A 21,531-nucleotide genomic window follows, 5' to 3' on the forward strand; every position below is an offset into this window, starting at 1 on the left:
TGTTTCCATGCTTTACTTATGAATTATTGAATCCGGTATAGCTTTTCTTTCATTCATTTATGTATTAAATCAGGCTGTTTATAGCCATAAATTAATTTGGTAGATGCCGAATCCATTTACTTTATGGTATGATAATTGATAGAATACGTTTACAAATGAGGTGAATTTTTGTGCGCTATTTTTGGGCAATTATCTGGGGATTTCTACTTAGCAACATGATTTTCTATGTACTTGCATCCATGCAAGGTGGGCATTATAACTTTGCATCTGCATCTCTCTTCGGGATTATTCTTGCTGCTGCAGCAATGGTGGTTGGTGAAAGTTTAATATCCGATCCAGCTGAGCAATAGAAACAAGCGCCTGTCGTCAGGCGCTTGTTTCTTTGTTTCTGCATCTACAAAAGTTTAATGATGTGGTTTCGGCTTTCTAGACCACTTTCGATTTTGATTCGTACATTCCGGAAACTCATCTCCGGCTTTAAGCTCAATTTGTTTTGGATCCTGGACCATGCCGCCTGTTTCACCAATTTCAATGTAAACTCCAGTGTTAGGTGCTTTCTGTCCTACAGTGAATTGACGATTTTCTCCGCCCATTTGTCCGCCTCCTTTGTATCTTGAAACTTCGCCCCCTTTATCAGCATTCAACATCGAATACTTTTTTATGTAATAGGGCCAGAAAATCCCCCTTTACAAAATTGGAATCATTGGTGTTTAATGGATACATGTGTCAATTTATTTTGTAACAATAATTGGAGGAGCCATCATCATGGAACTGTGGGAATTAATAAAATACGCATTACTCGGACTGCTTCAGGGGTTTACTGAACCTATTCCGATTTCATCAAGTGGACATCTCGTTATTGCACAGGAATTATTCGGACTAGAAATCAAAGGGTTAAGTTTTGAAATTCTTATGAACTTCGCTTCATTAATCGCTGTTCTGATTATTTACCGCAGTGATCTTGTCCGTCTTACTTCAAATGGACTCAGTTACGTCGTATCACGAGATCAGCGCTCGAAAAGTGATTTTATGTTCATTGTGTACCTCCTCATCGGTACTATACCTGCTGCTGTACTTGGACTTTTGTTTGAAGATTTTATTGGCGAGCAGCTTAAAGGAATTAAAATTGTTGGGGCTACTTTAATCATTACAGGTATCGCACTATGGCTCATTCGTAACCTTCGTGGCTCAAAAGGCGACTCTGAACTTAATTTTAGAGATGCCATCATTGTAGGATTAGCACAAGCAGTTGCTTTAATTCCAGGTATTAGCCGCTCAGGTGCTACAATCGTAGCAGCAATGGGAATAGGTATGAAACAAGAGACAGCATTACGCTTCTCCTTCCTTCTTTTTATACCGGTCAGTGTTGGAACAATGTTATTAGGTTTTGACGACCTTTTATCTGATCCTCGATTTAATGACCTGCTAATTCCCTACATAGTAGCATTTTTATTATCTTTGATAGCTTCTTACTTTTCTTTAAAATGGTTCATGAATATTATGGCGCGTGGCAACTTAATTTATTTCGCCATCTACTGCTTTATCGCAGGTGCACTTGTCCTCATTTTTTAACCGGCTCAGCCGGTTTTTTTATGTCTTCATAAACAGGTAAACGCAGTGATGATATGGAAAGGGTACATGTGATAATAATGAATACTCAGGAATTATGGAGGATTGAACTTGCAAGAAGAAACCATCAAAACAGACGCACTAAAAAAATGGATAGCTGAAGCTGGCGAGACAATCTCGTTCCAGAAGGACGAAGCAATCTACATGGATGTTATGAAAGCAGATCGCCTCCTTCTTATTCAAACTGGAAACGTTCGGTTAAACAAACTTACATCTGAAGGAAGAGAATTAACACTCCAAATTTGTAAACCCGGTGATCTGATTGGTGAGCTTGCTCTTTATACAGGACAATTAAACTTCTCTGCCAATGCATGGGCCATTGATAACGTCTCTGCCTTGTATGTAAAGCAAACTCTTCTTGAAAAAAACCTATCAAGCGATGCCTTGCTTGCAACTGAATTCATGAAATTCATGGGCGAAAATTTCCGTAAAAACCAATCAAAATTTCGCGATTTACTCCTACACGGGAAAAAAGGTGCCCTTTACTCTACATTAATCCGATTATCCAACACATACGGCATCAACAGAGACGACTCAATCTTAATCGACCTCCCTTTAACAAACCAAGAATTAGGGAATTTCTGCGGCTTAACAAGAGAAAACGTCAACCGCATTCTTAGCGAACTAAAAAAAGCCGACGTAGTATCCGTTACCGAAAGCAAAATCACCATCCACGACCTCGAATTCCTCCGCTGCGTCTTCCACTGCGAAGACTGCCCAATTACAATTTGTAGGTTATAAAGAAAAGCGAAGAAGAGCGTTTAGAAACGGAGATATTGGAACTCTTGAACTGGAACACGCTTTTTGTGTTCCGGTGAAAGAGTAATATCTCCGTTTCTGCGAGTCATAGCTAGACACGAAAGGCGGAAGAGCCCATCGAAAAGTGCAATAAAACGAGGGACCATGCTCTAGTCAAGGGAAATGGCCCATTAATTAACAGGCGCTGTACCACTATTGGAACTCTCTAAAATTAGAAAAACTTGGCTTGCCGCCAAGTCCTAGCGGAAGCCATAGTTTTTCTTATACTTTAGTCCTTTAAAAAGGTTAAACATTCTTAAAGTGCAAAAAAACACCCTCACCGGGTGTTTCTCATATCATCCACCACTAACCGGTGGAATAAATGCGACAACATCGTTTTCCTTTACCAATCGATCTTCTTCCGCATATTCTTCATTAATGGCCGTCATCGTATTAGTAAGCGAAAGTTTTGGATACTCGTCCATTAGCTTTTTTTTCAGCACCGCTATGCTAATATTTGTTTCGCTTCGTTCTACCTTTTCCTGCCCGATTAACTCCTGTTGTCCCGCAAAGAATAGTACCGTAATCATTTGGTCTCCCCCTCTGGTTTCCCTTCTGGATAAGGTGTTTTCTCAAGCTGGTCACCGACCCACTCCTCACCATTCACCCAGTACTCTTTTTTCCAAATAGGTACAATCTGTTTGATCCGTTCAATCGCATAACGGCTTGCATCGTAACTTTCTGCTCGGTGTGGAGATGCTACAGCAATTACGACCGCGATATCACTTATTTGCAGTTTGCCTACTCGATGAACAATTGACGTTCTAACACCAGGCCACTTTTCATTTATTTCTTCACCAATCCGTCTCAGCTGTTTTTCAGCCATCGATGGATACGCCTCATATTGAAGCGAAACGGTTTGCTTTTCACCAGTAAACTCTCTCACTGTACCAATGAAGGAATTAATGGCACCTGCTTCAGGATGAATAACGCTGTCGATGACAGCATTCACATTGATCTCATCTGAGGTGATATTAAAATAAGTCATTTCATTCTCCCTTCAGTTCATTTAATAGATCGCAAATACACACATCCATTTTTTCAGTTAGATAACTCGGATAAACTCCGGTATCCATCTGCTCACCTGTTATCACATAACGAATGTTTTCCATTTTTAAAAGACGCTTATCTTCTTTACTACGAAGCATAACGATTTTAGGAAGTGGCTTTTCTTTGTAGCCTTCAACAAGAATAAGATCAAGCTCAAAAGCCTGATAGAGCTTTAGTAATCGATCAAGTTCCCAGTCTCCAACCATTGTAGCTTGTAAAGACAGCATCCCTCCACCGCTTACACCTGTCACCTTTGCACCCGCTATACGATGTCGTCCTGTATCTTTCGTTTCATCATAAAGATCTGGTTGCCCGTGCCCATGATGTTTAATAACACCGACTAGCAAGCCGATTTCCGTGGCTTTTTTAATAAATCGTTCTAGAAAAAGCGTTTTTCCACTATTTTGATAGCCAATCACTTGAAGAATTGGTGTATTCACAGATATTCTGACCCTTCATCTCGAAGTACTAGTAAATCAACAAGGTCTGACGCTTTGAAGTCACGGGTGCCGCCTGGAAGAACGGCAAATGCATTAGCCTCAGCAAGCGACGTTACACTACCAGATTTATCAAGCCCTGTAGGTTTCACATAAATGCGTCCTTCTCTTTCCTCTGTCCTGCAACGAACAAATCGTGTGAATGGATTAGGTTTTGGAAAATCGGTTAATAGTATTCCTTTACTTTGCAAGCGATAAGGTGCTTTTGAAAATAACGCTCGTTTCAATATCGGTCTTGCAAAAAGCTCGAAGCCAACAAAACAAGCTGATGGATTCCCTGAAAGTCCAAATAATAATTTTCCATTCCATTCGGCCACGGTCGTTACGCTTCCCGGTCTCATACCAACTTTATTAAATAAGACAGTCGCGCCAAGCTTTTCATAAATCGCAGGTAGATAATCGTAATCTCCAACGGATACGCCACCTGTTGTAATCAGAATATCAACCTTCTTAAGTGCTTCCTGGACCGAGGAGAAGCACGTTTCAAAATCATCGTCTAGCTTACCTAAATAAATCGGCTTTGCACCAACCGATTTGACCTGCCCTTCAATCATCGGTGAATTACTGTTGCGAATTTTACCGGCTTCAAGCGCTTCCTCAGGATCTAATAACTCAGTTCCAGTTGCAAAGATACCGACTTCTGGCTTAACAGCTACAGGCACGTTAGCATATCCAAATGTGGCAAGCAAAGCTTTAACTCCCGGTGTTATTCTTGAACCTCTTTGAATTAAAACAGTTCCTTCCTTTGTGTCTTCACCTCGTAACGACAGATTATCTCCTCTGTTCACTTTTCGTTTAATTTGAATCAGCTTTTTTCCATCTTCGATCATTTCTTGAACAAGTTCAAGCATGATGACCGCGTTTGTTCCTTCAGGAATTGGTGCACCTGTCATAATCCGAACCGCTTCATTCTTCTCCGGTACTTTTGATGCCACTGTCCCCGCACCAATTTCTTCAATAACCTCTAACTTTATCGGTGAATCTTTATTTGCTTCATATGTATCTTCCGCTTTAATGGCAAAACCATCGTAAGGTGATCGATCAAATGGTGGCACATCATGATCGGCTTTTAGATCTACGCCAAGATGGCGACCATCACTATCTTCTAGTGGAACCATTTCAGTTGCGCCCTCATACGAAAGCGCCATCACCTTTTCAATTGCTTCTTGAACTGTGATTGGCTTTCTTCTCTCCATCATGACTTCATCCCCATCTATTATGATTTTCATCTTTATTGTATCAAAGATCCCTACCAGACATGAATGATTAAACCTTCAGCTGAATAGATTGTTAGTGATGCATCTTATATGGAAAGGAGTGATGATCATGTCTCTAAGTCAATATCGGGTAAAACCTGGAGATACGCTACTTACAATTGCAGAATCTCATAATCGGTCTGTTGATCATATTAAACAATCAAACCAGCTTAATTCCAATATTATTTATGTAGGTCAGATGCTCCGAATCCCTTCATCTGCTACTTACACGGTTCAACAGGGAGATACACTGCTATCGATCTCTGAACGCTTTCATGCTCCTGTAGATGAAATAAAGAAAATGAATCAGCTACAATCCAACCTTATTTATGTCGGGCAGCAGCTTGATGTCCCTGGTAGCCAGAGGATGATGCGAACAGATTATACGGTTAAAGCTGGAGATAGCCTTTATTCGATCGCTACCAATTTTAACACAACTACGAAAAGCATTATCGTACTAAATAACCTTTCATCTGACGCATTAACAATCGGCCAAACGCTGAAAATTCCTATTTACACTGAAGTGGTTGTAAAAACTGACCGAGCGAACATCCGTACAGGGCCCGGCAAAGGATATAACAGCATTACTCAAATGAAAGCCGGGGCTAAACTTGGGGTAAAAGGGATTCGCGGAAACTGGTACAAAGTCGAGTTGTACGACGGTACAGATGGATGGATCTCTGACAGTGTTGTTCAATTTAAGGCGTATGGAGATGACAAACCTTTATCTAGGATTGTTGGTTATTATACGCTTGAAGAGGGCCCGTCACTTCCTTCGTCTTATAAGTCGTTTGTATCAAACCGCTCAGAACTATCCCAGCTTGCACTATTTTTATTTCGAATCAGTCAGTCAAACCCAACTACAATAGAGAAATTCGGTAAGTTCACTGATCGGGAGATTGAAAAACTCGTACAGCTCGCTCATGATCAAAATATTAAAATATTGCCAGTAGTTCATAATCTTTTATATAAAAAAGGCGACACAGAACCGAGTAAGAAAGTCGTCCAGACACTTGTATCCAGTGAAGAAAACCGGAGAGCATTTGCACTAAACTTAGTAAAATTAATAGAGAAATACAATTTTGATGGTGTAGACATTGACATTGAGGATGTTTATATCGAGGATTCAGATAAATTAACGCTTTTGTACCAAACAATTGGAGAAGAGCTCAGAAAAAAAGGGTATTTCTTCTCAGCAAGCGTTCCATCACGTGCTTCAGATGAGCTCGTAAACCCGTTCTCCGATCCATTTAACTATGCGGAAATCGGTAAAGCAGTCGATCAATTCATCGTTATGCTATATAACGAGTTCGGCTGGCCAGGAAGTCCTCCAGGTCCTGCAGTAACAGCAGGCTGGATGGAGAAAGTGATGACTTATGCCAAAACGCGAATTCCTCCTGAGAAATTGGTATCCGCTATTTCCGTATTTGGATTTGATTTTAATCTTGATACTGGAAAAAGCACTTACGTGACATATGATATGGCCATGAAGTTAAAGAAAAAGTATAATGCTGAAGTGCAATTTAACGAAGAACGAAAAACACCTTTCTTCAAATATGAAGATGAGGAAGGAAATCAACACGAAGTCTGGTTTGAAAATCAGCAAAGCATTGAAGCAAAAATTCGCTTAGCAAATGCTCTCGGAGTTCAAGGCGTTGCGCTATGGCGTCTTGGGATGGAAGACCCGGCAATTTGGAGTATGATTAAAGATAAGGTAATTGTGGAACGTACTGAATAAGAACAGCTCACCACTTTAAAAACACTGAAATTTTATCCCTTTTTAAAAAGAAAAAAGGAAGAGGGTACTCCCTCTTCCTTCTCATTATTTATCACGTAATCCCAAGCGCAATTTTCGCGTAGCGAGACATATTGTCTTTTGACCACGGTGGGTTCCAGACGATGTTTACATCTGCATCTTTAACTTCCTCGACGTCCGATAAGGCGCGCTTAACATCAGCTACAATTGTTCCTGCTAGAGGACAACCCATTGCAGTCAATGTCATAACGACTTGTGCGACACCTTCATCGTTAAGATCGGCTTCATAAACTAGGCCAAGGTTTACTATGTCTATACCAAGCTCAGGGTCAATTACATTCTCAAGAGCTTCAAACAATTTATCTCTCATTTCTTGATCTGTCACTTCAATCTCTCCTTTCTTGCATGTACTTCCATCTACCATTATAACAAACTAAGTTTCAAGTTAAACCGAAAAGCCTTCATTTTATAGATGCGTTTTAAACCAATCTACAAGAGCAAGAACAGCTTCTCTTGAAACCTTGTGACCAGACGTTTCATCTTTAATAAATTTAAGGTTCTCCTCACTACCTTCATAAAGGGGAGAAATCTGATTGTAAAAGTCATATGTAAGTGTATAAGGTACAACCTTATCAACCGTACTATGCCACATCATTAGCGGGCGTCTATTCAGCTTCTCCTTCTGGAGGGAAAGATCATAAGATTGCAAGCCTTCGATTTGTTTCTTCATCTCTTCTTCGGAAATCGGGAGACTGAATCCTTCTTCCTTCAAGTAGCGTATTTGCGCATTTGCAAGCTTGAAATAAGATGGTGATCCCATTAATGATACAGCCGCTTTAATCCAAGGATACTGGGTAAGTGCACCAAATGTTAAAATCCCCCCCATTGAGGTACCCGACATGCCGATTCGGTCCTCTTGAACAAGGCCTTTATCAACATAATGCTGTCGAATACGATCTAATTCATTGAGACTCTGAATAACGATTTCCCAGAACACATATTGACGTTTCTTCTCTGATAAATCATTTAATCGTTCTCCATGATGAATTGCATCCGGTAATACGACGCGATAACCTTCTTCTGCAAGTAAGTAAGCAATGTGCAGATTGTGCTCCTTTGCACTTGTAAAACCATGCTGAAACATTACTAGAGGAAGCTTTTCATTTGCTCCATCTGCATGAACGACGTGCAGAACAGAGATATTTTCGAATTGTTCATTTTCGATTGTAATCATGTACAGGCTCCTTTACCATGTATTGCTCTACTCTATCGTACCACTCAACCCGGCCGATGAAAAATTTGGCGCAACTGAGAATTCAAGGTAAATATTCAGAACTCTTCAAGAAAGCTTTAATGATTACCAATATAAAAAAAACATGCAAGCTATGCTTGCATGCTTAAACTTATACTGACAATTTGGTTGAACTACCCATCAGAGGGGAATGTTCGAAAACTGCCTCTAATGGGAGTTTCATTTATTTCTTTACCTGTTCCTCATTGCTTTCTTCAACACTTTTCATGTTTTCTAGCTTATTATAATACTGAGTTGGAAATTGAGAACCTTCGTAAACCATTTTACTGTCACCACTATCATCAGCTTGATCCGGTGTGGTAGGATTTCCTGCTTTTTCAATTGGTAAACTATCGCTGAATTTCTTGAAAACCTGCTTACGGAAATCGTTTGCCTTTGTTTTAAGCTTGTCTCTCTTCTCCTGATCCTTTAACAGATAGGATGAAATGCCGATTGTACTTGCAGCAGCTATACTTGATAAAAGCAATGTTTGTTTTTTAGTCATAATCGACTGACACCTCCAATGGAATAATAGTAATGTTTTACCCTTCTTCATTATTCCTCAAACGATTGTCATTTCCTTTTAACATGGTTGTGATTTTTTTAATTTAGTGAAAGTGATGGAATGCTGACTTTGTATTATTTCCATATATAAGTGCAGGAGAAATAGACACATAATCTCGAGCATTGTACAATAAGAATGTAGACTCAAGTGAGAGCTACTTAAAAGACACTTTTCAAAGGAGCTTTTATGACAACTAAACCGCATCTAATCGCAATTGATCTTGATGGAACGTTGTTAAATGATGAAAAAAATATTTCCGAACGAACAAAATCGGTCATTCTTGAAGCAAAAAGACAGGGACATCATGTTGCGATTGCAACAGGGAGACCCTATCGCGCGAGTGTACGTTACTATAACGAATTGATGCTTGATTCTCCAATTGTTAATTTCAATGGGGCTTATGTTCATCACCCTCTCGATCACTCTTTTGGAACGTTCCATTCCCCGATGGAATTAGAAACAGCAAAATCGATTATAGAGTCTTGTAGTGAAATCAATGTTAAAAACATAATGGTTGAAGTGCTTGATGATGTTTACCTTCACCAGCATGATGAGCTTATTATGAAGAATATGATTATGGATCAATCCTCTATTTATACGGGAGAAATTCATACAAATTTAAAAGTTGACCCGACGTCACTTCTCATCCACCCCCATGAAGAGCAGTTAGCAAACCTGCGTACGATGTTAAAGGAGCATCACGCTGAAATGATCGAGCATCGAGTTTGGACTGCCCCGCTAAATGTTATTGAAATTGTAAGAGCTGGATTAAATAAAGCTGTTGGCTTGAAGCGTCTTGCGAATCATTTTAATGTCCCACAGGATCGTATCATCGCATTCGGTGATGAAGACAATGACCTTGAAATGATTGAGTACGCAGGCACTGGTGTTGCCATGGGGAATGCCATCAATCAACTAAAGAACATTGCGAATGAGATTACGCTAACAAATGAACAAGATGGACTCGCAGCTTTTCTTGAAGAGAGACTAAATATCGCAATAAAGGACAAAAGACAGCTATCGTAAGGCTGTCTTTTTAATATACCTATTTTACGAAAAATAATAAGACAGGTCGCATAATAACGGTTCAATGGACTCATCCTATCTAATGAAAGGGGGGGAATCATCATGGCAAAGAATAGCAAAACAAAAAGAATGGTTAAAGAAGGCGCAGATCGCGCAGTTCGCCAGATGGATCAGCATGATTTAACGAGCATGAGTAACCAGCGCAAACAACAGCAGCAAGAGAATTTGTCTGGTGGTGAATAAGGATGGCTAACCGTCATTTTCAACTGGCTCGAGAAGCGGTCGAAAAAGCGGAACAAATGGCTGCAGATGGACATCAGGATCTTTCTCAACAGATTAATGTGGCCGTAAATAACCTTTCTGCTGCTTTTCACCAGTCCACCAGTGCCGAGAAAGAACAGCTCACTTCTTACCAGGAAATTGTTCAGGAACTAAGCCATGAAACGTCTAATAAACCCTTTTAATTTTCTCAGAAAGAAAACCCGGCCTACGCCGGGTTTCTTTCTTAAAATAGCTTAATTATCCGTTTAAAGGTTGTTTTTTTTCCGAGTGATCGCAGAACTTCCTGTGTGATAAGCTTATAACCTTTCCCGCTTAGTTGAACACCGTCATTTTCATAAAGCGTTTTGCTTTTGCGATGGTCTTGAATAAGATGCCATAAATCAATATGACGTGTTCCAAATGTTTCTGAAAGATGTTTGATTCTTTCAGCATACCCTTCAATTTTTCGATTCGTTAATTTGGTATTTTCTTCGTTGATCACTGGAGAAGGCGAAATAAGTATGACCCTTTCTGGAGGAAGACTATTGACCATATACTCTATATTTCTTTCGAATTCCTTCACCTCAGATCCATGATCAAGACACGCTTCCTGTGTCCCAAAGAAAATGGTTACATAATCAGGTTGATAGCTCATAACATCTGATTGAAATCTTGAAACCCCTTCCCTTGTAGTAGGGGACGACCCTGCATTGATGACAATCCATTCATCAAGCGCACTTCTAATACGTGAAGTCAAACGCTCATTTCCTTTATCATCCACTTCCCCTGCCGTTAAACAATCTCCAAAACACACCAATACTGGCATCCGCTACCTACCCCCTTATTTAACCATCGTCTGTGATTGCCTGAAATCACCCCTCTAAACCACATGTCAATATTGCTGTTATGTATGGACCATTTTTAACCTCATGTGTTATAACGTATGGAATAGAATATTTAAATATTGGGCCGGCATAAACGAATGTATGAAATTCCCCATTCTCCCCGCAGGGATCCACATTGGCTGAAAGATCTCGCAAAAACTCTTCATCATACGCTCTCCCAATCCATTTAGGATCAATTTTAGTACTGTCAACGGTGGTTATAACGGCTTTAAAACCCGTCGCTAAAAACCGATGGGCTGTTCGTATGGTTGAATGTTGCCATAAAGGGAATATTCCCTTTAGCCCAATATCATTAACTTGTTTCACACGGTAGTCCCGAATATCTTGTAAAAACAAATCTGCAAAGGCAACACCGGTTACCCCGTTTTCTTTAACAGACACAAGAACTTTTTTAATAAGTTCTTCGTATTGCGTATTTGTACAGTTTTCTGGTAAATTTGTTAGCGTTAGAGGAAGACCGATTGCTTCTGCCTGTGCTTTGACTAGATGCCTGCTGACACCATGAAATGAAATGGTGTCATTGTGATCATTAATGGTCGTCCATAAACCTGTTATGAGTTGACCTGGATCATTCAAACAATCGTATAAAGCCAGAGCGCTATCTTTTCCAGTGCTCCATGAAAAGAGGAGTTTCATTTTGTATGGCTCCTTCCTACTCTTATAGACGAATGAAAATAGCTGAATGTTTCAAATATCTAGAAATTATTTAATATTTTCTTCAAGAAAAACCAACAGGGATTCTTATGAATAAAGTCGAAACAGTATGACGGAGGTGGAACGGTAATGGATGTATACCAGCTATCGAGCCAAACAAACGAAGAAGTGATTGCAAAAGTTTCAAGATTATTGATGAAACAGATTACACGTTCTGAACACGATGGTAGCTATGATAAAATTGTAAGAGGAATCGAACTTGCTCTTGAGGAACAATCAGCGTCTCGAATCGTTGTGGCTGAGGCTGATGATAACTTTCTTGGTATCGCTTTCTTTAATATTGGCGTTAGTCTTTCAAGCGGTGGACCATACATATGGTTGAACGAATTGTTTGTAGACCCGGATGCAAGGAATAGGGGCATTGGACGAAAGCTCCTCCTTCATGTGATCTACTGGGCTGAGAATGAGGGAATCAAGGGAATAGAGTTAGAAACAGGCATTAATAATGCAGTAACAAAGCATTTGTACAATTCGCTTGGTTTCCACGATATTGTATCAAAACGATACGGCTTCACCTTCTCCTCTTAATTTCGTTTGCTGTTGGAGATGTTTCTGATACACTAAGTATGGTAGAGAAAGGAGGCGTTTAAGACATGGAATTACGCGTAGACCACACACCAAACCCAAATGCTATTAAAATCACAGCTGATCAGCAGCTATTTGAAGGTACTTCAAGTCATTCATTTAAGAAAAATGATAATCCGGACCATCCACTGGCAGCAGCATTACTTAAATTAGATGGTGTTGATAATGTATTTGGTTACCAGGACTTCATTACAATCAACAAAATCCCTGAAGCTGAATGGGATAATTTGCTTCCTGAAGTGAAAGAAACAATTACTAACAATGCTTAAATAATGAAAAAAAGTTCCCCATTTCGGGGAACTTTTTTGTTTAGAGGGCTCCAACATCATGCGGATTTAAACGACGCCCGTTCCGCTTTCCGTGTCTAGCTGCAGGGAGCAGACTCTCGGACACTTCACATTTCAACCTGAACATAAAGCCCGTGTCCATTTTGAAAGGCTCCAGTGCCTGCCGAGTCTAAACGCCCTCTTCCGCTTTTCGTGTCTAGCTGCTGAGCCCAGACCCTCGATCGCTTCACCATCCAACCTGAACACAAAGGTCGTGTTCAAATTGAAGGGTTCCAGCGCTTGTCGGGGCTAAACGGGCTCTTCCGCTTTTCGTGTCTAGCTGCAGGGGCAGATTCTCGGACACTTCACCTTTCAACCTGAACACAAAGCCCGTGTTCATTTTGAAAGGCTCCAGTGCCTGCCGAGTCTAAATGCCCTCTTCCGCTTTTCGTATCTAGCTATGACTCGCAGAAACTGCGATATTTCACTCTTTCACAGGAACACAACAAACGTGTTCCTGTGAAAGAGTTCCAATATCTCCGTTTCTAAACGCTCGTCTTCGCTTTTCGTGAGATCAAGCTGCAGTGGCCAGACCCTCGGTCACTTCCGCTTTTCAAACTAACCATCTGTTCTAAAGAAGCCGAAGATTCCGGTGGTGTTGACGATGTTGGTGAATGCGGTTGGGTCGATGTCGTGGATGACGTGCTCTAGGTCGTATAGTTCATAACGTGTGACGACGATCATGAGCATTTCTTTGTCTTCTCCGCGGTAAGCTCCTTTTGCAGGGAGTTTGGTAATCCCTCTAACGAGACGATCGTGAATGGCTTTTTGCAGTTCATCCCCTTTTGCAGTGACAATCATAGCTGTCAGTTTCTCATGTCGCGTGTGAATAACGTCAATCACTCGTGAAGATACATATAGCGTTACAAGTGTATAGAGAGCTTTTTCCCAGCCGTAAAGCATACCTGCAGTAAGAATGATTAAAGAATTCAAACTGAAGAAGTACGTTCCAATTGGTCGGTCCTTCATTCTAGAGAGAATCATGGCGACGATGTCCATTCCCCCTGTTGAAGCACCCCATTTTAATGTAAAGCCAATCCCGATTGCAGTGATGACACCACCGAATACGGCATTCAGCAGGATATCTTCTGATAAAGCTTGAATCGGTATCACTCCAAGGAAGAATGTAGTTGCACCAACGCTAATGACACTATATAACGTGAAGGATTTCCCGACCTTCTTCCAACCAAGGATTGCGACAGGTATATTTAATAACAGCAAGACAATACCTGTAGAAATATTTATTGGGGTATAATCCCTTAGCACACTTGAAAGAAGCTGCGCGATTCCAGTAAACCCACTTGCATACACATTAGCAGGAATCAGGAACAAGTTAAGCGAGACAGCTCCAAGAACTGCACCTAACATAATAACAATTATCTTTTTTACTTCTTCCACTTCTAACACCCTCTTAATTGATAAGGATCATTTACTGTATAAGTTCGAAGACATCATTATACATAACAAAGCATAGAGGTTCAATCGTAAAGTTCTTAAGAAGGAGGATTTCTACTGATCCCTACTACTAAGCCATGTTTATCTAAACAAACTAACCATAGTACGTCAACTCTTTTTCACTTACAATATTGTAAAGGATTGATTTTCACCTGTGGACGGGATAAACTTTAAGAAAACAGTGCTGATTCTACATACATATCTAATAAAAATGGGAAGGAAGATTGTCCGTGAATGTTAAAATTATAACTGACAGCGCTTCAGATTTACCCCAGGACCTGGTTGGTAAACACAACCTTGAGATTATGCCTCTTATGGTCATTGTTGGAGATGAAGAATACTATGATGGAGAAGACATTCAGGCAAAAGAATTATACAAGCTGCTTCGAGAAGGTACGATGGCAAAGACCTCTCAGATCCCCCCAGCAAGGATACGAGAAACGTTTGTTAAGTATGCAGAGCAGGGACAGCCTTTTATTTACATTGCGCTCTCCTCCGGTATTTCAGGCACCTATCAATCTGCAGCCGTCATTAAGAATGAAGTTCAGGGAGATTTTCCTGACGTTCAAATGGAGATCATTGACTCGAAAGCCGCATCACTTGGGTACGGACTAATGGCAATTCATGCAGCAAAGCTTGCTGAAAATGGAAAATCAGTTGATGAGATTCTTCAGAGTTTAACAACATCCTACCTCACACATATGGAACATATTTTTACCGTTGACGACCTTGAATTTCTTCAGCGTGGTGGAAGAGTAAGTAGAGCATCGGCATTCATTGGTGGAATGCTTAAAATCAAACCCGTATTGAACGTTGAAGATGGAAAACTCGTTCCCATCGAAAAGATCCGTGGCAAAAACAAAGTATATAAACGAATGGTAGAAATCATGCAGGAACGCGGTGTTAACCTGCAGTCTCAGCTCATCGGGATTTCGCATGGTGATGACCTCGAAAGTGCTGAGAAACTGAAAAGTGTGATTCAAGAAACATACGGCAGTGAAAACTTCATAATTACTGAAGTTGGCGCCACCATTGGATCTCACTCCGGCCCAGGAACGCTTGCCCTGTTTTTCTTGAATAAATAAGGAAAAACTTCCTCCCTACATAGGATTAGTTTGAAACGTGCATCCTATAAGTATGCGTTAGATTCTATTGCTAAGGGAGGGCTACCGATGTCATCCACAAAAGATAACAATAAGAAACCTGTTGACCACAATGCAAAACGAATGGTGAAAAACAGGTTAAAAGAAGAAAATCGAGAAGGCGGAAAACATCAGTATTCAAAAGATTCGGATCATTTATAAAGTAAAACTTCCACCCCACCCTTAATTGTTGGATAAATAATAAGACCCCGGTTCATCGGATGAGCCGGGGTCTTATTGTCTTACATCAGTTATCGCGAAATAAGGATATGTCGTGCCAATCCAGGTGGCAAGCGCAAGACCTCCTGTTATAAACAGCACAAAATAAAGATCTCGTTTTGAAACACTTTGTTGGTAGTAATACGTCCGTTTCTCGTTACTAAATTGCTTTGCTTCCATTGCAACAGCGATTCGATGCGCTCTTCTAATGCTCTGTGATAAGAGCGGAACGGCATATAGCTTCACAGATTGCATGATCCGAGCAAAGCCTTTCTTCTTTTTTACTCCTCTTATCAGAAGTGCAGCTCTCAGTTGCTGAAATTCTTCCATCATCACTGGGAGAATCCTGACAGCCGCCATGAAACTATAGGCAAAGCGCGGTGGAACTTTTAACTGCTGAATGAGTGAATAGAAAAGAGATACAGGTCTTGTTGTTAATGCAAACAACAATCCCAGCAATGCAAAATTCAGCGCCCTAAACCCAATGTGAAGCCCTCGATAAAAGCTTTCTTCAGTGATATGAATGAGACCCCACTTCCACCATGTTGTTGACCCCTGTCCAAAGAAAATCATACTTGAGGCACTTGAGAAAAATAGAATCAGGAAAGGGATCATCATAATCAGCAGCAGTTTCTTCTTATGCCCTGTCGCAAACCATACGAGTATAAGGGGAACTACAGTGATATTCACAATCATATTGGGGTTATGAATAAATAACAACAGTAGAAATATGAGTAGAAAGAAAGTAAGCTTGAACGCTGGGTTCAGGCGATGAAGCCACGTTTCTTCATATTGAAGAGTCCATTGCATGGCGATCAACCTCCCCTATTCGATCTGAGCAACGATCCTGTACAAGAATTCCGGCATCGACCACCCATTCTCTAGTCGCATAATTCTTAACGATATGCTCATCATGCGTAACCATTAAGATCAACATTCCATTTGCCCTTAACTCTTCAAAAAGCTGTAACAGCTTAAAGGTATTCCTTGCATCCTGACCAAATGTTGGCTCATCTAAAAGCAAGACGGGTTGATCGCCAAACATCGCTGTTCCAACACTTAAGCGGCGCTTCTGCCCTGTAGAAAGCTGATAAGGATGAAGGGTGCTCACGTGGTCCAATTCATACGAATGCAGCCATGATACCACTTTTTCGTTAACTTCTGGATCACCAGTAATCTCAAGGGAATATGCAAGCTCTTCATAAACTGAATTGGTCACAAACTGAAATTCTGGATTTTGAAAAACAAATGCAAATTGCTGACGCGCATCACTTACCGTTTTTAGCTCCTGGCCATAAATTATTTTATGACCGGTAGTTTTCATAACGCTCATCAAGCTTAATAGAAGGGAGCTCTTTCCCGCTCCATTTTCACCCGTTATCGCGATCCATTCCCCTTCATTCGCCGTGATCTCACGCACATCAATTTTAGGAACTTTTCCACGATAACCTTTTAAATTATGGATAGATAAAACCATCCCCCCTGTATTTACTTGCGGGATAACATTTTCACTCACATGCTCTTCCCAGACACCCGGATACCAAATGCCATAATTCTTTAATTGCTGTTTATAAAATGAAAAAATGGTGTTTGGGTCTGAATCAGCAAGAATCTTCCCTTCCCCATCAAACAAAACAATCCGGTCGACAAAGTCAATCACCTCATCAATTTTATGCTCTACAATAATCATGGTTTGTTTCGCTTTAATTTCTTTTATGGTAGTCCAGACTTCTGTCGTTCCTTCTGGATCGAGTAGTGCTGTTGGTTCATCAAGGAAAATCATTTCAGGCTCGAGTGCAAGCATAGAAGCAATTGCGAGGCGCTGCTTCATCCCTTGCGAGAGCGTACTAATTTCAATATGGGGATCGTTAAACGAAAGACCCGCTTTCTTTAAATAGTGCTGAATAAGTCCCTTCATTTCAGACTGAGGCACTGCTCGATTCTCTAGCACAAACGCAATTTCTTCATCTACGTATGGCATACAAAATTGTGCATCGGGATCCTGGAAGACGACCCCAGTGGATTCGGGTATGATCGCTTCATCTGCCTTCATTGGTACTGGAACGGCATTCGGGATTAATCCTGACAGTATTTGAAGTAACGTCGATTTCCCGCATCCACTAGGTCCGAGAAATAGCACTTTCTCGCCTTGAGAGATATTAAGAGATAAATCCTCAAACAATAATGTTGGTACACCTGCATATTTTACGCGCAAATTCGTAACGCCTGCTTTCATACAATCACTCCTCAACGATCAAGCGCTTTATAGTCCTCGTCACTTGCTGGTCGAATCAGACTTGTAACGCCAGTCTTTTCCAATGCTTCAACTAGGAAGTAAGCTAGAATCCCAGCTAGCAGCAATCCTCCTAATAAACGAGCACCGATTAGTAATAATAAATTCCAGAGTGCAAGGTCCATAACGTAGCCATACGCCGCATCCATCACGAGCGATCCTACAGCTGCCGCAATACCGCCAAGCGCTGCTACAAATGCTGTATAGCGCTTGTAACCAAATAGGGCAAACATCAATTCCGTTCCGAGCCCCTGAACTACGCCATATAAAAGAACAGATAATCCGTACTCTGATCCAACTAAAAATTCACCAGAGGCAGCAGCAGTCTCTGCCAGGAGAGCTACACCTGGCTTACGAAGAAGAAGCATAGCTACCGTACCGGCAATAAACCACATTCCGTAAATGAGGTCGCCGATATGAAGCCCAAATGGTTTAAATACGTTGTAAACCGGGCCCCATAATTTATAAATAATGCCAAAGACAAGCGCAATTACGATTGTTATCAAAATATCGGACAATTTTAAGCGTTTCATGTTTTTACTCCCCTTCCTATTTCAACCGGCCACTGCTCAACAGTATAAGCCATTTCCCAGAACCCATATTCCAACTGACAGCTAATCATGAAATACTCCTTAATCCTTTTTAATTCATTCTCTGGTGCAGTTTCAGCCCATTTATCAAGCATTTTTCTTAGCTGATCGGTTACAGGCTCCATCGATTTTTCTCCGTAAAAAGTAATCCAATCATAAAAAGGATGGGTTTCATCAGGCTGGACTTCTTCCATTAAACGCTGTCCTATTTCAAGATACGTCCACGGGCATGGTAAGAGAGCCGCAACAATTTCACCGAGAGTTCCTGAATGTGCTGCCTCAAGCATATGCCTTGTGTAATGATGTGCGGTCGGAGCAAGTGGAAACCCATGAAGCTCCTCATAAGTTACTTCAGCAGCGCGACATAAGTTGTTATGTGGGTGAATTTCGCTATGGAGGACAAAGGAAATTTGCTCATTAAATAGCGCCATTTCTTCTCTTGTTTCACACTTTGAAACAGCCATACCATAGATTTTCATAAACGTGTTTAAATACTCAAAATCCTGCTTAACATAGTGAACAAGCTGATCCTTTTCTAATTCCCCAGCAGCTATCCCTCGTACGAAAGGATGATCAAAAATAGCCTCAAAAATCGGGGCAGCTTCCTCTCTTAGCTCTTGCGTAAATGACATATAAAAAACTCCTCTCCGCTTTTCATCCGCCTGATGAAGAGGGAAAGGAGAGTGAATGCGATCTCCGTCATTTTTGGTATCACCTTTTATATGTAAAGACATATAAAAGCCGCTCCAAAAATGGAGCGGCTGCGATTGCATCCGTCTCCACTTTCCTCCGCTGGCGCTAACCAGATCAGGTTCAAAGGGTCCAGGCAATCCTGTCTCAGTCACGTAAATGACTCCCCTAGTGGATATTAAAAAGCTTTTAATTCATGTAATATAGTTTATAAACTACTATGCTTTCCACTCATTGTCAACCATAACCGGAAGTTTGATAACAAAAGTCGTTTTGGTTTCATTTGACCGAACATTAATAAAACCCTTATGTTTTTCAATAATCTGCTTACATACCGATAAACCAAGTCCCGTTCCAAGATTCTTTGTACTAATGAAGGGATCGAATATGCGATCTATAAGATGAGTTGGTATCAACTTGCCATTATTAGTAATTTCAATGACTATTAGCTGACCATCGCATCTGCCATTGATTTCAATCAGACGGTTTTTCACAGGATTTTCATTCAATTCTTCAATAGAATTGATCATGATATTAAGGATAACCTGTTTTAACTGCTCTTCTACCCCATATACCATTAAATCCTGTTCAATGGTTGTTTTCACCTCAATCATTGATTCCAACAGCCTTGGGTAAAGAACTTCCGTTGTATAAGCTAGCAAGTCGCTTACATTTGCAGGTAACGGATTATCATCAATACCTCGCATTTTTGATAAATATAGAAATTGACTAACCTTTTTTTCAAGATTTTCCATTTCTCCATTGATAATTGCAAAGTAGTGTTGCCACATTTCTTTATTCATCGCTTGATTATGCTCAAGCAGCTTTAAAAATCCTTTAATAGAGGTTAACGGATTTCGAAATTCATGAGCGAAACTTGCTCCAAGCTGCCCAAGGATTGTTAATCGATCACTATGCATCTCCTGGATGAATTTATTTTTATCCTGAATGATGCTATCTTTAAGATTCGTGTACTCTGTCACGGAATGATACAAATACGCATTAAAGTATTTGTTTATGATTTCAAGGGCTTTCGAAAGCTCGTTTCGATTAAATTCTGATTGATTGAGAACCGAGATGACAACTGATCTTCCTGAATTAATATTGGCTACTAATTCTCCAATATTAACATTGGCCTCAATTCGCTCACTTGCAATTTTCTTTGTTAGTGTTTTAATCCAGCTTTCATCCTGATTACGAATATACTTTGTGATTAATTCTACTGTTCGTTTTCCATTTTTGATTATTTCTTCATAATAGGGATCATCCGGTGAAAGTCTCGCAATAGCAAGCCACCTATTTACAATTTCAGGCTGAAAACGTTCGAGAAACGTGGCAAGCTGCTCTTCAAAATTTTGTTTTAAGTGGTTACTACTCATGACATTCGCCTCACTGACTACTGGTAAGTTTGTTTCATTTTATCACGTATTACGTTTTTCCTCACATGGTCTTACGATTTCAGGTTTGAAAACAAGAAAAATTGGTAAATCCTTTCATATACACATTACCGAAAGGAGATTACTTATGCGTCCTGAATTCAGACAAACTAACGGCCAACCCGCCCAACATCAAAATCACCAACCAGGTTCAGAGAAGGAAATGAACCCTTCTCCACTGACTGAGGATAACGATTATAAAGGTTCAGGGAAATTATCGAACAAAGTAGCACTTATCACTGGAGGCGACAGTGGTATTGGTGAAGCAGCCGCTATCGCATATGCGAAAGAAGGAGCAAAGCTTGCAATTGTTTACCTCGATGAGCATGAAGATGCTGAGAATACCAAAAAGCAAATTGAAGATGAGGGCAGCGAATGTCTTCTTCTACCGGGAGATATTGGTGACGAAGCTTTTTGCTCAAGTGTGATTAACCAGGTAATCGAGCACTATGGGCAACTTGATGTGTTAATTAATAACGCCGCAGAACAGCATCCTAAACAAGGACTGGAGGAGATAACGGCTGAACAATTAGAGAAAACCTTTCGCACCAATGTCTTCTCAATGTTTCATTTAACAAAAGCCGCACTTCCACACCTCAAGAAAGGAAGTGCGATCATCAATACGTCCTCTGTAACAGCATACGAAGGAAACGAGCAGCTCATTGATTACTCCAGTACGAAAGGCGCCATAACTGCTTTCACAAGAAGCCTTGCGAAATCACTGGTAGGCAAAGGCATTCGTGTAAATAGCATGGCACCTGGTCCAATCTGGACACCGCTTATTCCTTCCACATTCTCTGCTGAGAAAGTGAAAAATTTTGGTACGAATACCCCAATGGGAAGACCAGGGCAACCGGAAGAGCTGGCCGCAGCTTATGTATTGCTTGGCTCAGACGGATCCTCATACATGACTGGCCAAACCCTTCACATTAACGGCGGGCAATATGTGACGTCTTAAAACCTCCTTCTCAAGGAGGTTTTTTTATGTATAATACAGAGTCGCTCAATATGCCTCTTCCACTATTTTCTATTATGGTTTTAAACGAT

Annotated in this window: 28 protein-coding genes and 1 riboswitch; of the genes, 12 read left to right on the forward strand and 16 right to left on the reverse strand. The window is 40.6% G+C overall.

The genetic code is table 11. The annotated features are described in order from the left end of the window. Positions 1-170 precede the first annotated feature (170 nt). Positions 171-350, forward strand: a complete 180-nt coding sequence (locus ABFG93_RS03765; RefSeq protein WP_347550758.1) for a YjzD family protein — start codon at positions 171-173, stop codon at positions 348-350. A 54-nt stretch (positions 351-404) separates the two neighbouring features. On the opposite strand, the gene ABFG93_RS03770 is transcribed toward ABFG93_RS03765, so the two are convergent. After that, positions 405-593: a YjzC family protein gene (locus ABFG93_RS03770; protein WP_347550760.1), complete on the reverse strand. Its 189-nt coding sequence runs from the start codon at positions 591-593 to the stop codon at positions 405-407. Between the two features lie 172 nt (positions 594-765). Here ABFG93_RS03770 and ABFG93_RS03775 point away from each other — a divergent pair, with 172 nt between their 5' ends. Further along, positions 766-1,572, forward strand: a complete 807-nt coding sequence (locus tag ABFG93_RS03775) for an undecaprenyl-diphosphate phosphatase (RefSeq protein WP_347550762.1) — start codon at positions 766-768, stop codon at positions 1,570-1,572. Between the two features lie 108 nt (positions 1,573-1,680). Then, the gene (locus ABFG93_RS03780) at positions 1,681-2,370 is read left to right on the forward strand and encodes a Crp/Fnr family transcriptional regulator (RefSeq protein WP_347550764.1); all 690 of its coding nucleotides are present in this window, start codon (positions 1,681-1,683) and stop codon (positions 2,368-2,370) included. 353 nt (positions 2,371-2,723) lie between these two features. Here the strand turns inward: ABFG93_RS03780 and ABFG93_RS03785 are convergent, their stop codons facing one another. The 4 genes from ABFG93_RS03785 to ABFG93_RS03800 are packed head-to-tail and all read right to left on the reverse strand — an operon-like array spanning position 2,724 to position 5,173. Beyond that, a complete protein-coding gene (locus ABFG93_RS03785; protein ID WP_347550765.1) occupies positions 2,724-2,957 on the reverse strand; it encodes a MoaD/ThiS family protein in 234 nt (77 codons plus the stop codon). Beyond that, positions 2,954-3,415 (reverse strand): molybdenum cofactor biosynthesis protein MoaE, encoded by a 462-nt coding sequence (locus tag ABFG93_RS03790; protein WP_347550767.1) that lies wholly within the window; start codon positions 3,413-3,415, stop codon positions 2,954-2,956. Before ABFG93_RS03790 ends, ABFG93_RS03785 begins: the two co-directional genes overlap by 4 nt. Position 3,416: 1 nt before the next feature. Next, positions 3,417-3,917 (reverse strand): molybdopterin-guanine dinucleotide biosynthesis protein B, encoded by a 501-nt coding sequence (gene mobB, locus ABFG93_RS03795; RefSeq protein WP_347550768.1) that lies wholly within the window; start codon positions 3,915-3,917, stop codon positions 3,417-3,419. Continuing rightward, entirely contained in the window at positions 3,914-5,173 is a 1,260-nt protein-coding gene (locus ABFG93_RS03800; RefSeq protein ID WP_347550770.1) for a molybdopterin molybdotransferase MoeA, read from the reverse strand. The genes mobB and ABFG93_RS03800 overlap by 4 nt, the downstream gene beginning before the upstream one ends. Positions 5,174-5,300: 127 nt before the next feature. Between ABFG93_RS03800 and ABFG93_RS03805 the strand changes: the two genes are divergently transcribed. Continuing rightward, complete coding sequence (locus tag ABFG93_RS03805) at positions 5,301-6,968, forward strand: LysM peptidoglycan-binding domain-containing protein (protein WP_347550772.1); 1,668 nt, start codon at positions 5,301-5,303, stop codon at positions 6,966-6,968. A gap of 91 nt (positions 6,969-7,059) precedes the next feature. Here the strand turns inward: ABFG93_RS03805 and ABFG93_RS03810 are convergent, their stop codons facing one another. The 3 genes from ABFG93_RS03810 to ABFG93_RS03820 all read right to left on the reverse strand — a co-directional run bounded on the left by ABFG93_RS03810 (position 7,060) and on the right by ABFG93_RS03820 (position 8,782). Further along, positions 7,060-7,356, reverse strand: a complete 297-nt coding sequence (locus ABFG93_RS03810; RefSeq protein ID WP_347552750.1) for a metal-sulfur cluster assembly factor — start codon at positions 7,354-7,356, stop codon at positions 7,060-7,062. 96 nt (positions 7,357-7,452) lie between these two features. Further along, positions 7,453-8,220: an esterase gene (gene yjfP, locus ABFG93_RS03815; RefSeq protein ID WP_347550774.1), complete on the reverse strand. Its 768-nt coding sequence runs from the start codon at positions 8,218-8,220 to the stop codon at positions 7,453-7,455. Positions 8,221-8,461: 241 nt separating this feature from the next. Further along, on the reverse strand, positions 8,462-8,782 hold the full coding sequence (locus ABFG93_RS03820) for a hypothetical protein (protein WP_347550776.1): 321 nt from the start codon (positions 8,780-8,782) through the stop codon (positions 8,462-8,464). Between the two features lie 246 nt (positions 8,783-9,028). Between ABFG93_RS03820 and ABFG93_RS03825 the strand changes: the two genes are divergently transcribed. The 3 genes from ABFG93_RS03825 to ABFG93_RS03835 all read left to right on the forward strand — a co-directional run bounded on the left by ABFG93_RS03825 (position 9,029) and on the right by ABFG93_RS03835 (position 10,332). Next, positions 9,029-9,868, forward strand: a complete 840-nt coding sequence (locus ABFG93_RS03825) for a Cof-type HAD-IIB family hydrolase (protein ID WP_347550777.1) — start codon at positions 9,029-9,031, stop codon at positions 9,866-9,868. 102 nt (positions 9,869-9,970) lie between these two features. Then, positions 9,971-10,111, forward strand: a complete 141-nt coding sequence (locus ABFG93_RS03830; protein ID WP_347550779.1) for a hypothetical protein — start codon at positions 9,971-9,973, stop codon at positions 10,109-10,111. A 2-nt stretch (positions 10,112-10,113) separates the two neighbouring features. Next, entirely contained in the window at positions 10,114-10,332 is a 219-nt protein-coding gene (locus ABFG93_RS03835; protein ID WP_347550781.1) for a DUF3813 domain-containing protein, read from the forward strand. Positions 10,333-10,373: 41 nt separating this feature from the next. Here the strand turns inward: ABFG93_RS03835 and ABFG93_RS03840 are convergent, their stop codons facing one another. Beyond that, entirely contained in the window at positions 10,374-10,955 is a 582-nt protein-coding gene (locus ABFG93_RS03840) for an SGNH/GDSL hydrolase family protein (RefSeq protein ID WP_347550782.1), read from the reverse strand. Between the two features lie 46 nt (positions 10,956-11,001). Continuing rightward, on the reverse strand, positions 11,002-11,670 hold the full coding sequence (locus ABFG93_RS03845; protein WP_347550784.1) for a diphthine--ammonia ligase: 669 nt from the start codon (positions 11,668-11,670) through the stop codon (positions 11,002-11,004). Between the two features lie 147 nt (positions 11,671-11,817). On the opposite strand from ABFG93_RS03845, the gene ABFG93_RS03850 reads away from it, so the two are divergent. Next, entirely contained in the window at positions 11,818-12,276 is a 459-nt protein-coding gene (locus ABFG93_RS03850; RefSeq protein WP_347550786.1) for a GNAT family N-acetyltransferase, read from the forward strand. A 65-nt stretch (positions 12,277-12,341) separates the two neighbouring features. Continuing rightward, positions 12,342-12,602, forward strand: coding sequence for a NifU N-terminal domain-containing protein (locus tag ABFG93_RS03855; protein WP_347550788.1), 261 nt, complete (start codon positions 12,342-12,344; stop codon positions 12,600-12,602). Between the two features lie 615 nt (positions 12,603-13,217). Here the strand turns inward: ABFG93_RS03855 and ABFG93_RS03860 are convergent. Beyond that, positions 13,218-14,027, reverse strand: coding sequence for a YitT family protein (locus ABFG93_RS03860; protein ID WP_347552751.1), 810 nt, complete (start codon positions 14,025-14,027; stop codon positions 13,218-13,220). Between the two features lie 317 nt (positions 14,028-14,344). On the opposite strand from ABFG93_RS03860, the gene ABFG93_RS03865 reads away from it, so the two are divergent. Then, positions 14,345-15,199 carry a DegV family protein gene (locus ABFG93_RS03865; protein ID WP_347550790.1) on the forward strand — a complete coding sequence of 285 codons (855 nt, stop codon included), beginning with the start codon at positions 14,345-14,347 and terminating at the stop codon, positions 15,197-15,199. An 87-nt stretch (positions 15,200-15,286) separates the two neighbouring features. Continuing rightward, the gene (locus ABFG93_RS03870; protein ID WP_347550792.1) at positions 15,287-15,418 is read left to right on the forward strand and encodes a hypothetical protein; all 132 of its coding nucleotides are present in this window, start codon (positions 15,287-15,289) and stop codon (positions 15,416-15,418) included. Between the two features lie 72 nt (positions 15,419-15,490). Here ABFG93_RS03870 and ABFG93_RS03875 read toward each other — a convergent pair whose 3' ends face one another. The 5 genes from ABFG93_RS03875 to ABFG93_RS03895 all read right to left on the reverse strand — a co-directional run bounded on the left by ABFG93_RS03875 (position 15,491) and on the right by ABFG93_RS03895 (position 20,427). Beyond that, positions 15,491-16,285 carry an energy-coupling factor transporter transmembrane component T family protein gene (locus ABFG93_RS03875; RefSeq protein ID WP_347550793.1) on the reverse strand — a complete coding sequence of 265 codons (795 nt, stop codon included), beginning with the start codon at positions 16,283-16,285 and terminating at the stop codon, positions 15,491-15,493. After that, entirely contained in the window at positions 16,263-17,711 is a 1,449-nt protein-coding gene (locus ABFG93_RS03880; RefSeq protein WP_347550795.1) for an ABC transporter ATP-binding protein, read from the reverse strand. Before ABFG93_RS03880 ends, ABFG93_RS03875 begins: the two co-directional genes overlap by 23 nt. Before the next feature lie 11 nt (positions 17,712-17,722). Then, on the reverse strand, positions 17,723-18,301 hold the full coding sequence (locus ABFG93_RS03885) for an ECF transporter S component (protein WP_347550796.1): 579 nt from the start codon (positions 18,299-18,301) through the stop codon (positions 17,723-17,725). Then, the gene (gene tenA, locus ABFG93_RS03890) at positions 18,298-18,990 is read right to left on the reverse strand and encodes a thiaminase II (protein ID WP_347550798.1); all 693 of its coding nucleotides are present in this window, start codon (positions 18,988-18,990) and stop codon (positions 18,298-18,300) included. Before tenA ends, ABFG93_RS03885 begins: the two co-directional genes overlap by 4 nt. Positions 18,991-19,125: 135 nt before the next feature. Then, a riboswitch (TPP riboswitch) is annotated at positions 19,126-19,228 on the reverse strand. A 38-nt stretch (positions 19,229-19,266) separates the two neighbouring features. Then, on the reverse strand, positions 19,267-20,427 hold the full coding sequence (locus ABFG93_RS03895; protein WP_347550800.1) for a histidine kinase N-terminal domain-containing protein: 1,161 nt from the start codon (positions 20,425-20,427) through the stop codon (positions 19,267-19,269). Between the two features lie 145 nt (positions 20,428-20,572). On the opposite strand from ABFG93_RS03895, the gene ABFG93_RS03900 reads away from it, so the two are divergent. After that, the gene (locus tag ABFG93_RS03900; RefSeq protein WP_347550802.1) at positions 20,573-21,442 is read left to right on the forward strand and encodes an SDR family oxidoreductase; all 870 of its coding nucleotides are present in this window, start codon (positions 20,573-20,575) and stop codon (positions 21,440-21,442) included. The last annotated feature ends 89 nt before the right edge of the window (positions 21,443-21,531 follow it).

Origin of the sequence: Pseudalkalibacillus hwajinpoensis (assembly GCF_039851965.1) — a bacterium.
GTDB classification, from domain to species: domain Bacteria; phylum Bacillota; class Bacilli; order Bacillales; family Guptibacillaceae; genus Guptibacillus; species Guptibacillus hwajinpoensis_E.

Coding starts and splice junctions, on each gene's coding strand:
- ABFG93_RS03770 (WP_347550760.1), bottom strand. CDS start 593: ATGGGCGGAGAAAATCGTCAATTCACTGTAGGACAGAAAGCACCTAAC.
- ABFG93_RS03775 (WP_347550762.1), top strand. CDS start 766: ATGGAACTGTGGGAATTAATAAAATACGCATTACTCGGACTGCTTCAG.
- ABFG93_RS03785 (WP_347550765.1), bottom strand. CDS start 2,957: ATGATTACGGTACTATTCTTTGCGGGACAACAGGAGTTAATCGGGCAG.
- ABFG93_RS03790 (WP_347550767.1), bottom strand. CDS start 3,415: ATGACTTATTTTAATATCACCTCAGATGAGATCAATGTGAATGCTGTC.
- ABFG93_RS03800 (WP_347550770.1), bottom strand. CDS start 5,173: ATGATGGAGAGAAGAAAGCCAATCACAGTTCAAGAAGCAATTGAAAAG.
- ABFG93_RS03805 (WP_347550772.1), top strand. CDS start 5,301: ATGTCTCTAAGTCAATATCGGGTAAAACCTGGAGATACGCTACTTACA.
- ABFG93_RS03810 (WP_347552750.1), bottom strand. CDS start 7,356: ATGAGAGATAAATTGTTTGAAGCTCTTGAGAATGTAATTGACCCTGAG.
- yjfP (WP_347550774.1), bottom strand. CDS start 8,220: ATGATTACAATCGAAAATGAACAATTCGAAAATATCTCTGTTCTGCAC.
- ABFG93_RS03820 (WP_347550776.1), bottom strand. CDS start 8,782: ATGACTAAAAAACAAACATTGCTTTTATCAAGTATAGCTGCTGCAAGT.
- ABFG93_RS03825 (WP_347550777.1), top strand. CDS start 9,029: ATGACAACTAAACCGCATCTAATCGCAATTGATCTTGATGGAACGTTG.
- ABFG93_RS03830 (WP_347550779.1), top strand. CDS start 9,971: ATGGCAAAGAATAGCAAAACAAAAAGAATGGTTAAAGAAGGCGCAGAT.
- ABFG93_RS03835 (WP_347550781.1), top strand. CDS start 10,114: ATGGCTAACCGTCATTTTCAACTGGCTCGAGAAGCGGTCGAAAAAGCG.
- ABFG93_RS03840 (WP_347550782.1), bottom strand. CDS start 10,955: ATGCCAGTATTGGTGTGTTTTGGAGATTGTTTAACGGCAGGGGAAGTG.
- ABFG93_RS03845 (WP_347550784.1), bottom strand. CDS start 11,670: ATGAAACTCCTCTTTTCATGGAGCACTGGAAAAGATAGCGCTCTGGCT.
- ABFG93_RS03850 (WP_347550786.1), top strand. CDS start 11,818: ATGGATGTATACCAGCTATCGAGCCAAACAAACGAAGAAGTGATTGCA.
- ABFG93_RS03855 (WP_347550788.1), top strand. CDS start 12,342: ATGGAATTACGCGTAGACCACACACCAAACCCAAATGCTATTAAAATC.
- ABFG93_RS03860 (WP_347552751.1), bottom strand. CDS start 14,027: ATGTTAGGTGCAGTTCTTGGAGCTGTCTCGCTTAACTTGTTCCTGATT.
- ABFG93_RS03870 (WP_347550792.1), top strand. CDS start 15,287: ATGTCATCCACAAAAGATAACAATAAGAAACCTGTTGACCACAATGCA.
- ABFG93_RS03875 (WP_347550793.1), bottom strand. CDS start 16,285: ATGCAATGGACTCTTCAATATGAAGAAACGTGGCTTCATCGCCTGAAC.
- ABFG93_RS03880 (WP_347550795.1), bottom strand. CDS start 17,711: ATGAAAGCAGGCGTTACGAATTTGCGCGTAAAATATGCAGGTGTACCA.
- ABFG93_RS03885 (WP_347550796.1), bottom strand. CDS start 18,301: ATGAAACGCTTAAAATTGTCCGATATTTTGATAACAATCGTAATTGCG.
- tenA (WP_347550798.1), bottom strand. CDS start 18,990: ATGTCATTTACGCAAGAGCTAAGAGAGGAAGCTGCCCCGATTTTTGAG.
- ABFG93_RS03895 (WP_347550800.1), bottom strand. CDS start 20,427: ATGAGTAGTAACCACTTAAAACAAAATTTTGAAGAGCAGCTTGCCACG.
- ABFG93_RS03900 (WP_347550802.1), top strand. CDS start 20,573: ATGCGTCCTGAATTCAGACAAACTAACGGCCAACCCGCCCAACATCAA.